This is a genomic window from Pelagihabitans pacificus (assembly GCF_009371985.2).
GTDB lineage: Bacteria > Bacteroidota > Bacteroidia > Flavobacteriales > Flavobacteriaceae > Pelagihabitans > Pelagihabitans pacificus.
In genome coordinates, this window is record NZ_VIKU02000005.1 from 203,163 (window position 1) to 217,690 (window position 14,528).

Annotated in this window: 12 protein-coding genes; 1 reads left to right on the forward strand and 11 read right to left on the reverse strand. The window is 43.9% G+C overall.

Annotated features, from left to right (window positions below; genetic code table 11):
• Nucleotides 1-38 precede the first annotated feature (38 nt).
• From FK220_RS16325 to FK220_RS16335, 3 genes are all read right to left on the reverse strand, one after another.
• On the reverse strand, nucleotides 39-899 hold the full coding sequence (locus FK220_RS16325) for a prephenate dehydrogenase (protein WP_152575413.1): 861 nt from the start codon (nucleotides 897-899) through the stop codon (nucleotides 39-41).
• A 62-nt stretch (nucleotides 900-961) separates the two neighbouring features.
• The gene (locus FK220_RS16330) at nucleotides 962-2,107 is read right to left on the reverse strand and encodes a pyridoxal phosphate-dependent aminotransferase (RefSeq protein WP_152575414.1); all 1,146 of its coding nucleotides are present in this window, start codon (nucleotides 2,105-2,107) and stop codon (nucleotides 962-964) included.
• Entirely contained in the window at nucleotides 2,104-2,931 is an 828-nt protein-coding gene (locus tag FK220_RS16335; RefSeq protein WP_152575415.1) for a prephenate dehydratase, read from the reverse strand. The genes FK220_RS16330 and FK220_RS16335 overlap by 4 nt, the downstream gene beginning before the upstream one ends.
• Before the next feature lie 333 nt (nucleotides 2,932-3,264).
• On the opposite strand from FK220_RS16335, the gene gldA reads away from it, so the two are divergent.
• Complete coding sequence (gene gldA, locus FK220_RS16340; protein ID WP_152575416.1) at nucleotides 3,265-4,158, forward strand: gliding motility-associated ABC transporter ATP-binding subunit GldA; 894 nt, start codon at nucleotides 3,265-3,267, stop codon at nucleotides 4,156-4,158.
• 14 nt (nucleotides 4,159-4,172) lie between these two features.
• Here the strand turns inward: gldA and FK220_RS16345 are convergent, their stop codons facing one another.
• From FK220_RS16345 to FK220_RS16380, 8 genes are all read right to left on the reverse strand, one after another.
• Nucleotides 4,173-5,714, reverse strand: coding sequence for a M20/M25/M40 family metallo-hydrolase (locus tag FK220_RS16345; RefSeq protein ID WP_152575417.1), 1,542 nt, complete (start codon nucleotides 5,712-5,714; stop codon nucleotides 4,173-4,175).
• Nucleotides 5,715-5,800: 86 nt separating this feature from the next.
• Nucleotides 5,801-6,268, reverse strand: a complete 468-nt coding sequence (locus FK220_RS16350; protein WP_152575418.1) for a hypothetical protein — start codon at nucleotides 6,266-6,268, stop codon at nucleotides 5,801-5,803.
• 65 nt (nucleotides 6,269-6,333) lie between these two features.
• Nucleotides 6,334-8,661, reverse strand: coding sequence for an outer membrane beta-barrel family protein (locus FK220_RS16355; RefSeq protein WP_152575419.1), 2,328 nt, complete (start codon nucleotides 8,659-8,661; stop codon nucleotides 6,334-6,336).
• An 82-nt stretch (nucleotides 8,662-8,743) separates the two neighbouring features.
• Entirely contained in the window at nucleotides 8,744-9,733 is a 990-nt protein-coding gene (locus tag FK220_RS20125) for a LuxR C-terminal-related transcriptional regulator (RefSeq protein ID WP_238719072.1), read from the reverse strand.
• Nucleotides 9,734-9,826: 93 nt separating this feature from the next.
• Entirely contained in the window at nucleotides 9,827-11,161 is a 1,335-nt protein-coding gene (locus FK220_RS16365; protein WP_152575420.1) for a hypothetical protein, read from the reverse strand.
• Nucleotides 11,162-11,305: 144 nt separating this feature from the next.
• Nucleotides 11,306-12,406 carry a serine hydrolase domain-containing protein gene (locus FK220_RS16370; protein WP_317168343.1) on the reverse strand — a complete coding sequence of 367 codons (1,101 nt, stop codon included), beginning with the start codon at nucleotides 12,404-12,406 and terminating at the stop codon, nucleotides 11,306-11,308.
• A 49-nt stretch (nucleotides 12,407-12,455) separates the two neighbouring features.
• Complete coding sequence (locus FK220_RS16375) at nucleotides 12,456-13,316, reverse strand: head GIN domain-containing protein (RefSeq protein WP_152575421.1); 861 nt, start codon at nucleotides 13,314-13,316, stop codon at nucleotides 12,456-12,458.
• Nucleotides 13,317-13,387: 71 nt separating this feature from the next.
• Complete coding sequence (locus FK220_RS16380; RefSeq protein ID WP_152575422.1) at nucleotides 13,388-14,482, reverse strand: acyloxyacyl hydrolase; 1,095 nt, start codon at nucleotides 14,480-14,482, stop codon at nucleotides 13,388-13,390.
• Between the last annotated feature and the right edge of the window lie 46 nt (nucleotides 14,483-14,528).

Sequence of the window (14,528 nt, forward strand, 5' to 3'; positions counted from 1 at the left end):
ACTAAACCCAATCCGTATAGGTCAATTTCAAGTAATGCTTATTTCTTGGTCAACGGTATTCCGTCTAAAATTTCCTTTATCTTGTTCGTATCGTTCATTTCCTTGTAGATACCCTCATAATCTTGCCTGAGCAGCAATTCCTTAAAGGCTTCCAAGTTGGCAATATACTCTTCCAAGGTCTCTATCACGTTTTCCTTGTTCTGCTCAAAAATCGGCGTCCACATTGCCGGGGAACTTTTGGCAAGACGCACCGTGCTTTCAAAACCACTACCTGCCATGTCAAAAATATCGCGTTCGTTTTTTTCTTTCTCGATAACGGTCTTTCCCAACATAAAAGAGCTGATATGTGATAAATGCGACACGTAGGCGATATGTTTATCGTGCGCCTCGGGATTCATATAGCGAATGCGCATCCCCATTTCCCTGAACAGTTCCAAGGCCCTTTCCTGCAACTTAAAAGCCGTTTTTTCCACTTCGCAGATGATATTGGTCTTGCCTTCATATAAATGTTCAATTGCCGCCGAGGGGCCTGAAAATTCGGTTCCTGCAATGGGGTGACATGCGAGGAAATTACGTCTTTTGTGATGGTCTTCCAGTGCCTTACAAATTAGGTTTTTGGTTGAACCTCCATCGAACACTACGCAATCGTCGTTCACCAGCTCCAAGATTTTGGGAAGCTCCGTTACCGAAGCATCCACTGGAATACTTACCAAAACCATATCGGCCTTTTCCAGTTCTTCATAGGCTGACATGAAGTCGATCAGTTTCAAATCCAACGCCTGCTGCAAGTGATCTTTATCGGTATCGATACCGTAAATTTTACTTTCGGGGTGTAGGCGTTTGATATCCTTTGCAAAAGACCCCCCGATCAAACCGATACCGATGATGAATACGTTCATTTTCCAGATATTAGCTACTAGCTATTCACTAAAGCGTTTCTTCCTTGATTATACCCAAATTGCTAAAACCTTTCAATGGCTTCCGTTATTTTTTCCTCCTTTACACAAAGCGAGAAGCGAATATATCCTTCCCCATTGCTACCAAAAATTGTTCCCGGTGCTATAAAGATATTTTTTTCGTAGAGGACGTCATCTATAAATGCCTCGGCCGATTTGCTGCCTTTGGGCAACCTCGCCCACACAAACATCCCTACCGCATTCCTATCGTAACTACAACCGAGTTTATCGACCAATCGGAACATTAAATTTCTCCTATTCCCGTAGATAACGTCCAATTTCTCGAACCATTCCTTTCCACTTCGCAACGCTTCGATAGCCCCTTTTTGAATGCCGTAGAACATTCCTGAATCCATATTGCTTTTCACTTTTAAAATAGCATCGATGTGGTCGGCGCTTCCCAATACCATTCCGACACGCCACCCGGCCATATTGAATGTCTTACTGAGTGAATTCAGTTCCAAAGCAACTTCCTTGGCTCCCTCCATCGCCAACAGACTATTCGGATTTTTACTCAAAACAAAGCTATACGGATTGTCATTGACCAACAGCATATTATTTTCTTTGGCAAAGTCGACCAGCTCTTGTAATTGATTGGAATTGGCCGTAGCACCGGTTGGCATATGTGGATAACTTACCCACATCAATTTCACCTTGGACAAATCTTGGGAACGCAGATCTGCTAAGTCGGGGAACCATCCATTTTCTTCCGACAAATGATATAATTTAGGAGTGCCACCGACCAATTTAGTGACCGCCATATAGGTGGGATAGCCCGGATTGGGTATCAACACCTCATCGCCCTCGTTTAAAAAAGCCATGCTGATGTGCATGATACCCTCTTTGGAACCCATTAGGGGCAAGACTTCCGAACCTGGATCTACCACTACCCCGAACTTGGACTCGTAAAAATCGGCAATCGCCTGTCGCAACTCCGGTAAGCCCTGATAACTCTGATATTGATGCGCCCCCACCTCAACAATCGATTCCTTAAAGGAAGCGATGACCGCATCGGAAGGCGCCAGATCGGGACTTCCAATGCCCATGTTGATGATCGGTCGACCTTTGGCAATGAGTCCACGTACCTCCCTCAGTTTTTTGGAGAAGTAATATTCCTCGACGGTATGTAAACGATCCGCGGTGCGTATCATATTCGTGCGTTTTTATATTCACCCAACACCCTAAAGTCTTCCGACATGATGTTCAAAAGTGATTTCGCCTTATCGAAATGGTCGTATTCCTCAAAAGTAACATCCACGAAAAAGGCATACTTCCATGGCGTTTTAATTATCGGAAGGGATTGTATTTTGGTCAAATTCAGATTGCAATCGCTCATAACGTTCAGTACAGTTGCCAAACTACCCCGTTTATGGTCGGTAATAAATCGGATGGAAGCCTTATTGATTTCAGCTTTTGGCAGTTCCTTATTTTTTGTCTTTACAATGATAAAACGGGTAGCATTATTTTTAATGGTCTGTATCTCCGCAGCTACGATGTCCAAATCATACAAATCTGCCGCTACTTTGGGGGCGATTGCTGCGATTCCCTTTAATTTTTGTTCTTGAATCCGTTTTGCAGTCTCCGCGGTATCGACATCTTCCACCAGTTTGATGTTCGGATGGTCTTTAAAAAACTCCTTACACTGCAACAATGCCATCGGATGGGAGCGTACCTCTTCGATATCATCCATGGTCTGCCCCCTTAACACCATAAGATTATGATGAATGTTCAGGTAGTGTTCCCCGATAATATGAAGATTGTTCCGGTAAACCAATGCATAATTGGGAATAATGGATCCGGCAATTGAATTTTCAATGGCCATAACCCCCTTGTCAGACGAGCCATCGAGGAGGCGTTCTACCAACGAATCGAACGACATACATTCAACCAGATCGACCTCGTTGCCATAATATTCCCTGACCACTTGGTGATGGTTCGAACCCTTTATTCCTTGAATCGCTATTTTTAGACGCATCTCTTGCTAATATGGATGAAATGAAAAAAGTCCCGCTTATCGCGGGACTTTATATCATATCACTTTTCAATATCCTATAACAGTCCCGCTTCTCTTTTAAAGAAGTAAAAAAAGAAACCGTTATAGAAATACTGTCTTGTCATTGTACACTTAAACTTTGGCTAAAGTAACAATTAAATTTAGAAATCATATTCCCGAGTACTATTTTTTTGATTTTTTTAGATTAAGGGGATTCCCATTGCGAATCAATAAAACATACTGTTCGTTTATTGAGAATACGCGTTGGTCCCAAATCGGTGGTTATTGTTTATTTTTGAATTTAAAATAAAGGCAATGTCTATCACCGTCAAAAATATTACCAAGACTTTTGGTACCCAAAAAGCACTCGACCATGTATCGTTTGAATTGGCAAAGGGGGAAATTGTTGGGTTTCTTGGTCCGAACGGCGCGGGTAAGTCGACCATGATGAAGGTGTTGACCACCTATCATGTAGCAGATGAGGGCGAGGCCACGGTTAACTCGTTCGATGTCTTGAAAGACAAAAAAAAGGTACAAGAAAGTGTCGGTTATCTACCGGAGCACAATCCCTTGTATCTAGACATGTATGTAAAGGAGTACCTTGTTTTTAACGCCAACGTATATAAGGTGGATAAAGATCGAATTGCCGAAGTCATCGAAAAAACAGGGCTTGCACCGGAAGCCCATAAAAAAATAGGGCAACTCTCCAAAGGATATCGCCAACGGGTGGGGCTGGCGGCTGCAATGCTCCATGATCCCGACGTTTTGATATTGGACGAACCAACTACCGGTCTCGATCCGAACCAGTTGCTGGAAATAAGAAAACTCATTCGGGAAGTCGGAAAAGAAAAAACCATTTTGCTTTCAACACATATCATGAAAGAGGTAGAAGCTGTATGTGATCGAGTATTGATTATCAACAAAGGGGTGTTAGTGGCCGATAAAAAATTATCGGAATTACGTGAAGATGAGGATCAAATCATCGAAGTGGAATTTGATTACCGCGTAGAAGAGGCATTTTTAAACAGACTTCCCCATGTAACCCATGTAAAGAATGTGAGCGGCTTTGTCTATCACATCACCTTCAGTACATCGAATGATATGCGCCCAGCGGTATTCGATTTTGCGCACGACAACCAGCTCAAAACACTTCAGTTAAGTAGAAAAAGTAAAAATCTGGAGAGTTTGTTCAGCGAATTGACTTCTTGACCCCTAACGACCAATCATAGTTCCTCCGTCAAAATCGCTATCATCGTCTTTATTCCTTCCCGATAGTTTCCCAGTCTTAGGTTTTCATTCGGACTGTGCTGATTGTTATCCCGATTGACCGTCGGAACCGTTACGGCAGGAATGTTCAAGGTGGTCACAAAAGGGGATATCGGAATCGAGCCGCCACTCATTCGAATCATGATGGGTTCTTCTCCGAAAGCCTTTTTCAACGCTTTCCGAAGCCATTTCCCAACCTCGGAATCAAAATCGGTACGAAAAGACTGGTACGATATCTCCGAGGTGAAGGTAGCTATCTTCTCGTTGGACAACCGCTCATCCTTGGTCGGCACTCTATCGATTACCTTATATCCTTGATTTTCAATATGTTCTTTTATAAGCAGCAGTAGCCGTTCCGGGTCTGTTTCCAAAACAAGGCGCACATCGATTTCAGCCCTTGCCCAAGCAGGTATGATGGTTCGTACTTTTTCATCGATCCAACCAGACTGCATCCCACGAATATTGAGTGAGGGGTATTGAATGGCTTCTTGGTAGTAGCTTCCCACTTTGTCGGTAGAAGCGATTTGAAGTCGTTCCTTTATCCGCTCTTCATTGTCGGGTACCTTTCTCAAGACGCGTTCGGTCTCGGCGTCGATGGAGACTCCATCATAGAAACCTGGAATCGTCACGCGTCCCACATCGTCTTTCATGGAAGCCAACAACTTTGATAAGCGGAGGGCAGGATTTGGGGCATAGTTTCCAAAATGACCACTGTGCTGGGGAACCACGGGGCCGTAGGTGGTAAGGGTAATCGTTGCGATACCACGGGCACCGAATGTGAGCGTTGGTTTGTTGGTAATATGCCTGGGACCATCAAAGATGATGAGCATATCGGCTTTCAGGGCTTCTTCATTTTCTATGACCGCCTTGGGCAGATGGGGGGACCCCAACTCTTCCTCAAAGTCCATAATTACCTTAATGTTGTAGTTGGGAACACTATTTTGGGAAGCAGTGGCGTCCAACGCCGCCAAAAACATGGCCACCGGTCCTTTGGCATCGCTGGCAGATCGAGCAAAAACCCTGTAATCATCCTCAAAGGATGTGGTATCGTCCCACACTATTTGTTCCCATTCCCCTGTTCCATCGGGCTTTTTGAGTACGGGCTCATAGGCACTTTTTTGAAACCATCGGGTGCTATCGACCGGCTGTCCATCCAATTGCAAATAGATAAGGACCGTTTTTTTGGCCTTGGGATGCGATCGCTGTGCCAGCAATAAGGGAACCGTTGGTGTTCGCAAACGTCGGGTATCAAAGCCACGGTTCTCAAATGCTTTTTCGCACCAAACAATGTTCCGCTCGATATCGTCAGGATAGAAGGCGTCATTGGGGATGCTGAGCAATTCCCTTAGTAATGGGAGGGACTCTGTTGCATATTTGGCGGATAAACGGTCTATTTCGGTTGTCTGCTGTGCCCTACTGGAAGTAGCAAGCAACAAACAGAAGATGAAAACGCATTGAAATTGGGTGATAGTTTTGAAACAAGTACCGTTATAAATCATCTTAGCGACCGTTTGGAATTAAACCCAAGGGTCGCTAAGATACTATAATTCCCAGGTCGATACGAAAGGGGAAGTAAAAAATACCCTTAGAACTTTAAAGCCAGCCCAAACCCATTTTCATTGCTGGTCGGCACTAATCGATAAGAGGTTTTTGAACCTAAGGCATCATTGTATTCAAGAATCGCTTTTTTCTTGTTTTTTTTGGCCGCGTTAAAGAAAATCGAGCTGATGATAGCAGTACCGGCAAAAGCAATGGCCGGAGCCGTCACTACCTTGTCATCGTTATATTCCACTATGAACCAAATGCCCGCTCCGAGATTGGCCGTTCCGGCGATGAGTCCGCCCAACGACTGCTTTTTATACTTCTGCCAGTTCATTTCGGCTACCGTGCTCTCGGTCATAATGGCGTCAATTTCTTTCCAACTTAACCTCTTTTTATCCTGGTAATATTCATCGCCCCACGAACCTTGAAATGAGGTGATTTCCTGGGCACTTAAACCAAAGGCGAAAGTAGCAATGAACAAAACAGTGAGGGCAAACTTTGAATACTTCATCTCTTTTTTGTTTAAAGATACTTGTTTTTTATTAAACAGATTGATATTTAACCTTGATCTAACAATTATCGTATCCTATCTAATCCTTGGTCTATATCCTTATTTTTATAGTTTAGGTCTTTCACTTTTCCAAAGGAGTATTTGAGTGAAAGGACAATCTCCCGTGCATCGGCAAAGTAAGCACCTTGGGCCTCGACCCCATCTACTGCATAGCTTTCCTCAAAGTTCATGGCCCTTGTGATATCGTTGAATCGCAAGGAACAATCTAGTTTCTCAAAAAAAGTCTTGGTGATCGCCGCTTCGAGAACGAGCAATCCGTTTCTTTTGAAAACTCCTTCGTAACGATCGGTTAGCCCCCAACCTCCAAAAGCCAAGGTCATATCTTTTCCAACTTTGAACTGATGATTCGTATAGAGGTAAAAGTAAGGTTTTGAACTGCCCATGGCAGCATCCGGATCCTCTATTCGCCGCATCGAAAGGGTACCGTAGTTGGTGGAAGTCCATATACCGCTCGTGAACGGCATATTCAAAGCTAGTTCTAAAAAATACTCCTTATCAAGATTCCTTTGTGAAAGCACCGCACGCTCTAGTTGATCATCATAGGCAATGGTAAAATAGGTAGGATTCTCTATGCTCGAATAACTGATCGTAAACGAATTGTTCTTTAATTGAAAAACCGTCGATAGTTCTTCGGTAAGGGTCGGGACCAGGTTTACATTACCGGAACCCTCTAAAAAAGGATTGATGAATGCGGTAATCGAACTTGCCCTGGAATAATTCGGTCGTGTTATATTTTTTGCATAATTGACCGTGATGCTTTTCGTGCTGTCCAATGCGATATTGAACATGGCTTTGGGAAAAAAATTGGTTTGCTGCCGATCGACCAACGGTATCGTTTGGGTCGTTTCCCCACCCTTGACGTTATTTTTTTCCACCCTTAGCCCCGCGTTAAAGTTCATCTTTTCACCGACCCCAACGGATAATTGCGTATAACTCGCATAAAGTTGTTCCGAATAATCATAGTCGATTGTTGAAAGGCTGTCTGGCTGAAAAAATAGGATTTCGGTAAATGCATTCGCACGGGCCTCACTCAGGTTTGCACCGATTTCCCATTTAAAGTTGTTACCAAAGGTCTTTTCGATATCAAACCGATAGGCTAATACCCCTATGCGATACTTTTGATATCTATCTTGGGCATTAAAAAGTCCTGTATCATTAAAGTTATTAAAAATATCAGTGTCCAACTCTTGAACAAAAGATGAATATTGTAGTCCGGTAAAGACGTTCATGCCATTACCCAATTTCTTGTTATAATTGAGATTCGCGCTTACGAAATCCTTACTGTTATCATTCAAGGTCCGGGTGACGATGGTATCTTCAATAAGCCCTTGTCGAAGAAAGGTATCGGTATCTATCGGGAAGGTATCGGTCTGCAATCGGATATTGGTATTCGCCGAAAAGTAGTCGGTTTCGTTTATTTCGTAGGAAAGGCCGACTCCCATATTGATTTGTTTCCTATCATTGGCCTCTATCAATACCAAATAGTCCGAAAAAGCATTTTGGGCAGGAATGGAAAATTCGAAACTGTTGCTCTCCCAGGTTTGCAAATCATTGTATCCAAAACTGGTCTTCAGGCTCAATTTATTTCTACCCAGATTAAGATTGATTCCGTTGTAGTTGTTAAAATTTCTTTTGAACGAGAGCATTTCCGATAAATTGACCATCACGCCCTCGCTGTCCATAGACTTACTGGTTATCAATAATACTGCCCTCCCTTCAGCTTCATATTTTGCCGACGGATTTCTAACAATCTCGATGCTGCTGATAGTTGCTACCGATAAGGCTTTGAATTCTTCCAAAGATATGCGTTGATTCCCTAGATAAATTAATGGAATCCCCTTGCCTAGAACGGTTATCGATTCCCTATCCGGACTTATCCGAATGCCCGGAAACTTCGACAGCAAGTCAACGGGATCCGGAATTGAGGAAAATACGGGATTCGTAACGTCTATTTCCAGGTTTCCGTTTCGGTTAGTGACCATCGGTTTGGCCGCCGTAACCGTAACCTCGTCCAAATCGGTTCTGCTTTCCTGTAAGCGGATTGTGAACAATTGGTCACTATCAACCACTACATGCAGCTCTTCCACCTCATAACCCAAACAGGAAATTTGTAAACGATACCTACCGAAAGGAATCGCCTCGAATAAAAATCGTCCCTTGTTCACCGTAGTGTATTGGAGCAACGCATCATTATCCTTTTCATATAACAAAATATCACCCACCGCGACGGGTGTATTTTGTTCATCGGTAATCTTGCCGGAAATTAAGTAGTGGGTCTGACCGAATCCAGATAAATTGGCGAACAATAAAATGATCAAACACGATCGATACATGGTTTTCGTTTGCTACGCAAGTAACAAAGTGAATTGTATGTATCGAAAACAACAGGGTCCTATTTAAGGACTAGTACCCCTACTAATTTTGATGTCGTTGCAGCAACTCCTTTCTTCCGGACACCTGTAATTTGTTGTAGATATTGGTGATGTGTGTCTTGACCGTACTAAGACTGATAAAGAGTTCTTCGGCAATCTGTTTATTGCTCTTGCCCTGCAGGATGAGCTGTTGCACATTTTGTTCCTGTTTGCTCAAATCGTTTAGGGGAGGTAGTTTGCCCGAGCTCCGTATGCGAAAAGTCATGACCAAAAGTGCTACCAGTAACATGCATAGGATGATATTCACGATAGCACTGGTCCGATAACGACGCTCGGCTATTTCGGTTGTTAGAAAAGCCAGTTTATTTTCCAAAAACAGGTATTCCCCCCGGTCAATATCGCTCTTCTTCAACTCGCTCAACAAGGCCAAATAATAGTCGGGGTTTTTGGCAATATCTTTTTCCAATAATTGCTGATAATCCAGCTGTTTGATTCCGATCAATTTTACCATTAAAATTTGCAGCGAGTCCTTGGCATAACTTTTCAAATTGAGTACATAAGCACTTGAAAGACTATCCTCTTTTTTGACTTCAACGGCCCGCAAAGCGGTTTCATACCTGCGTAACCGTCGCCATTCGCGATCAGCTATGTTGGTATTCGTATAATCAGCAAATGGGATACCGCTTCTTTTAAAATAAATGCTGTCGTTCCTTGAAAAAATGAACAGCTGTTCGGTCCGAAGGGTGCGCCTCAAGGCATTTTCCACTTGTTCGATATAAATGCGATAGATGGCATCCTTATCGGTTATTTTCAACTTTTTAAATGAAAAGAAGCCGTTTTCGTCAACGGCGGAACGAGCAATAGGGGTTTCCTGGCCATTATCGGACAGGTCTTCCAACGCTACCCGACTCAAATATACATGTCCATTGGGTATGGAAACCGCTTCCAAGTCTAGATGGCCCGAAATATGGGTTTGGGCAGCGAGTTGGAAACCGCCCAACAGAATAACAACCACAAATGCTAGCCTAACCATAGGTCTAAGTTAATCGATTCCAAAAAGAATGGCAACTCGAAATACGGGTCCTGACTTTCGGCATCCTATAAGCACTGTTGCTGAAGCCATTTTTCAATCTTTGGATAAGGAGACACTTGCTTCCGGGACGAGATAAAATGGAATCGACCATTCCGAGACCACTTCTTTTTCAAATTTTTTCTTCACACGGAGCACATTTTTACCGGCGTTCATTTGCCCGGTATCCAGGTAACAGATCACACCAAACTGACCTGTTTCCGGATGGTTCTGTTTAATAAAATCGACCCGGATTCTTACTTCGTCCACGAATATTTGGTTGTACTGCTGGTAGCAGTCAAGGTATTGGGCCCGTATGAGCCTGGTGTTTTCGTCCTGATTCCGGTTCTCGTCCTCCTCGAAGGGTCCACATATTTTCTCCTGATATTTCCGCTCGTTACCGTAAATGGGAATAAAAAGTTTCAACACCTTGGATTCTATCACGTCGGAATCGATTTCCGGGGTCAATAAAAACCCGCTGTCCCCATTTTGATTGCGATAATATTCCTTGTACACCGTATCCTTATAAAACCGATCTGGTCGAACCAGATGTACCATATCGGACTTGGCCCCCATCACCACCGATACCACCATTCCACAAAATAAAAATAGGAGCAATAGGCCTATCAAGGGTTTCTTTTTTTTGAAATTGGAGCCGAAGGTCATGGTGATTTGCAGCAATATCTTGTACAATGGTCCGTACATGGCCATGGATCCAACCCGAACGATCCTGTACATCCAAGTCTGCACGATTACATTTTCCTTGAATATTTTAAGGTTGCCCACAATACCCATTACCGTCTGAATAATGAACAGCAGCGCTATGGCTCCTATCGGTATCAGCAATAATTCCTTGGGAATATACTCCGATAGCACGTTGAACGCAAAGAGGTAGATACTCAAGGTAATGGCCAGATAAGCGTAAATTAATAGCAGGCAAAAAGCCGCAGCGAAGATAACACTGCAAAGTTCGTCTACTTTTTGGATGGTTTCCTCCTGCTTCGGAAGAATCGAAAGAATTTTTTCAGTATATATCTTGGAATACGCACTGTCTTCCAGACTGTAGTCCGGAAATACGGAATTCAGACCCACAAGACCCACCCAAAATGCCCTCAAAAAGAAGTGGATAACAAACATGGAAACCAAAATACTGACCGCCAGCAAACCTGAAATAACAATAAAATAACCGAGAGGGTACTGTTTCGGGGGAAGGAGGTCGATAAAACGATAGGTTGCCCAAAAAACAACATCGAACAATTGAAACGTTCCGAAGGTAGCTATCGCGGAAACCAGTAGCTCTGCTTCCCAACTTTCATCCTTCAAACGTTGTAGCCAATGGCTCGATCTCGCACCGGTCGGTTCTTGGGCAGGGCTCTTCTCTTCTCCTTTCATATTTCGGTCAACTTTTGGTCGGTTAAGAATCATGTCCACCTCCCCATCATTTTCCCGGACATCCATGGGGAATGAACCAACGAGGTCGGTAGAACCATATGGTAATATACTTTTTTTTGGCGATTTCTTCCAAAAGGGATTTTCTTAAAAGGAAGGTTTCTTTGACGTCATCAAGAGGTTGACTGTTGTATCCAATACGTCCTGCACCTTTGGGTCGGTACAGTTGATGAGAATAGCAACAACCATCTGCTCATTTGGATACACAAAAAAGTTCGAATACCCCCCAACCCCATTACCTACATGTCCGTAATAGGAACGGCCCTTGGTATCCTCGCTCACTTGCCAACCAAGTCCGTAATAGGTCGGGGTCCCATTGATGTTTTGGGAAGTCAAGAAAGGCTGCAAGGTTTTTTTGTCCAAAATTTTCCCTTCCAGATAAGCTTGACCCAATTTAGCTATGTCCCCAGAGGTCGACAGATACCCGCCTCCGGCAAGTTTATAATGATTGTTTACCGGAATCGCCTCCCGAAACCCTAATCGATTCCTTGAATAGGAGGTAGCCAATCGATGTGCTCCCGGCCAAGTGTCGGAACCCTTCTTGGCGGTGGGTGCGAACGTATGGTCCATTCCCAAGGGCTCCAATACCTTCTCGTGTACATACTCTACAAACGGTATACCACTTGCCTCCTGCATCGCCAAGGAAATCAACACCCAGTCATAGCTATTGTAGTGGTAACCGGTACCTGGCTCAAAAAGTAAGGGGTCATTCTTAAAAAGGTCGATACCTTCCTTAATGGAATAGGGTCTGTTGAGCCCATATTCGGTTCCGCGATAGCTACGTATCCCCGCCGTATGACTTGCTAACTGCCGAATCGTGAAATCGTATTTCTTTTTGGGATAATAGGGTACATAGGTACGGAAAGAAGCATCCAGATCAATGATTCCTTCTACTACCATATGCGCCAAGGCCGTCGCCGCGATGGGTTTGGAAACACTGGCAACACGAAAAACCGTCTCTTCCGGTATGATTCGGGTTTTTGCTTCCAAATCGGCATGGCCGTAGCCCTTTTGAAAGATGGTTTTCCCTTCTTCAAGCACCGTTACCGATAAACCGGGAATCTTTTGTTGATTTACCAAATCGGCTAAAAGGTCGTCTGCTTTGACTAGCCCCTCCAAACGGGTATCATCACCGAGAATCCTTTTCTTGGCAAAGAGGTTATTTAGATATTTGGCAATTGGATTCACAGCTCTAGGCACTTTTACATCTTACTTGACATCCTTCAAAAGTGAGTGATCAGTCTTTAAAGAGCAATCTTCCCTTATACAATTCCTCCACCGCTATTTCGTCGGGTCGTGTGTTACTGATCACGTCCCCGGTTCCCCGAATCACCCCTCGTATCGATAGTTGGGGATCTACCAGGATGTCGTTCGAACCGCGGTGGTTCACTACCACATTCTGTACCATTAAATCCTCGGCCTCGATACGGGAATCGCCCGCGGCGATAGTAATATTAAAAGTTTCACTGGTTCCCCTCAGCTTAAAATAGGCAATGCCGTTTACAACCACATTGAGGTTCTCGGCAGCTACTTCCAAATCGAAGGCTCCGTCGGTCGTCTCGGATTCCGTATTAACAAAACTCTCTGAAATCAATCGTAAGTCAGCATAGGACAAAACACTATCGCTTTCTACGGGCCAACCGGTACTACTCCGTATTTCGGTCAGGTTCGGCACCGTTACGTATACCTTGGTGACCCCGTATTCCCGAAAAAAATTACAGTCGTTGGTATCGCGCAATAGTAGGCGGCTTCCACTGACCACAGCGGTCACTTCCTCACGGAGATTGTCGCCGGTTTCGATTTCGACTTTCTGGGTCTCCCCCTGTTTTACGATGAGTGATATATTTTCGAAAACGGTAATTTCTGTAAAGGGGTCGACCATCACCTCCTCCCTGATAAGCTCACCGGTGCTTTGAAAACAATCCAGGGCCGATTCCGAGTTACAGGATGCAATTAAAAAACCAGCTAGCGCATAAAAAATTATTTTCACCGCCTTCGGGAATACCCCCTTTTTGTATAGTTGGCTTTCTCCCACTTCGGTCGAGCGATGCCGATCAAGGGAGAAACGCAGTGTACCGAATTTTAGATGTATTCGCATATTCAGCTGTTTATGGCACGAGTCAAATCGTCTTAAGTCTTGGCTCTTACCCCTGTTTCCCATTTCCCAAATTACAGGCGCACCCCTACCCCGAATTCTACGGCTTCAGCGGCGGCGGCATGTGATTTCAACGTGATGGCGCCAAACCATTTTTTTCCAAAATACCGTTTCAATCCAATCCGGTTGTAGACCCTTCCCTCAAAATCGAAGGGATAGTACACATAGTATCCAAGCTGTGTGATGACACTCAATTTATTAATAAAAAGCTCATGGCCCAAGAAAAGTCCGACCCGCTTGAAATCGGTATCCGCCGAGACATTGTTTTCAGGAAAAGAAATACTTTGATAGCGGATCAACTCCTTTAGAAAATTACTAAAAAAAATATCCGTCCCCAGTTGAAGGGCACTTTTACGACCTAATCTTTTATCGGTATAGGCCGAAACAATGTAAAAGGGAAACTGCCCGGCCCCAATATTATCACTTTCGTTGATTCCGGACCTAAAAACCAAGTTATAGCGCAAAGGCTCCTTAACTTTTGGTTTCTCCCTAGTGATATATTCGTTTGCCTCGTCCCCGATGGAGTAAATCAACCCCGCATTGAATGCCAGCGTATTCGTCGAGGTGTTCGGCGCCCTAACATTCGCGTTGGAATAATGAACCACCGTAATACCGGCCTTCAGCCCTAGACCATCTAAAATATACTCTCTTCGGTAGTTCAAGGTCAAATAAGTACTACTCAACAACCGAGATCCATAGGCATTGTTTCTGAAATTCTCCGTTCTATCGTAGGGATTGGTTGCAAAAGAGATCCCCTGACCTATCCGAAATTGGAGATTTCGCTTAAAAAAGTAAAAATTATAGTGGGCATAGAGTCCGAAGGTTTTTCCCAAAGTTGGGTTGTGGGTATCCTGGTAAACGAACGAGGCACCCGAATCCGGGTAGTTATACCATTGTTGCCATTCTTCTTCGCCAAAGGTTTTTCTACTATATCCCAGAATAATACCGGAAGGGTGTTCCGAAATAAGATGTGAGATATCGGTATTGTGCAAAAGAATAGATCCGTAAAAGGCATTGGCGTCCAAGGTGTACTTTTTCGCTACTCCTCCTTCTTGGGAAAAACACCAACCTATCGAAAAAAGAGAAATTAGCAGTACCCTGGGGCTCATGGGGGTCAAAGGTAAAAATATTCAAGGTGTAAAGTTCCAGGTTTGG

Excerpts from the sequence above, each read along its gene's own strand:
- FK220_RS16325 (WP_152575413.1), bottom strand. The coding sequence starts at position 899 with ATGAACGTATTCATCATCGGTATCGGTTTGATCGGGGGGTCTTTTGCA.
- FK220_RS16330 (WP_152575414.1), bottom strand. The coding sequence starts at position 2,107 with ATGATACGCACCGCGGATCGTTTACATACCGTCGAGGAATATTACTTC.
- FK220_RS16335 (WP_152575415.1), bottom strand. The coding sequence starts at position 2,931 with ATGCGTCTAAAAATAGCGATTCAAGGAATAAAGGGTTCGAACCATCAC.
- gldA (WP_152575416.1), top strand. The coding sequence starts at position 3,265 with ATGTCTATCACCGTCAAAAATATTACCAAGACTTTTGGTACCCAAAAA.
- FK220_RS16345 (WP_152575417.1), bottom strand. The coding sequence starts at position 5,714 with ATGATTTATAACGGTACTTGTTTCAAAACTATCACCCAATTTCAATGC.
- FK220_RS16350 (WP_152575418.1), bottom strand. The coding sequence starts at position 6,268 with ATGAAGTATTCAAAGTTTGCCCTCACTGTTTTGTTCATTGCTACTTTC.
- FK220_RS16355 (WP_152575419.1), bottom strand. The coding sequence starts at position 8,661 with ATGTATCGATCGTGTTTGATCATTTTATTGTTCGCCAATTTATCTGGA.
- FK220_RS20125 (WP_238719072.1), bottom strand. The coding sequence starts at position 9,733 with ATGGTTAGGCTAGCATTTGTGGTTGTTATTCTGTTGGGCGGTTTCCAA.
- FK220_RS16365 (WP_152575420.1), bottom strand. The coding sequence starts at position 11,161 with ATGAAAGGAGAAGAGAAGAGCCCTGCCCAAGAACCGACCGGTGCGAGA.
- FK220_RS16375 (WP_152575421.1), bottom strand. The coding sequence starts at position 13,316 with ATGCGAATACATCTAAAATTCGGTACACTGCGTTTCTCCCTTGATCGG.
- FK220_RS16380 (WP_152575422.1), bottom strand. The coding sequence starts at position 14,482 with ATGAGCCCCAGGGTACTGCTAATTTCTCTTTTTTCGATAGGTTGGTGT.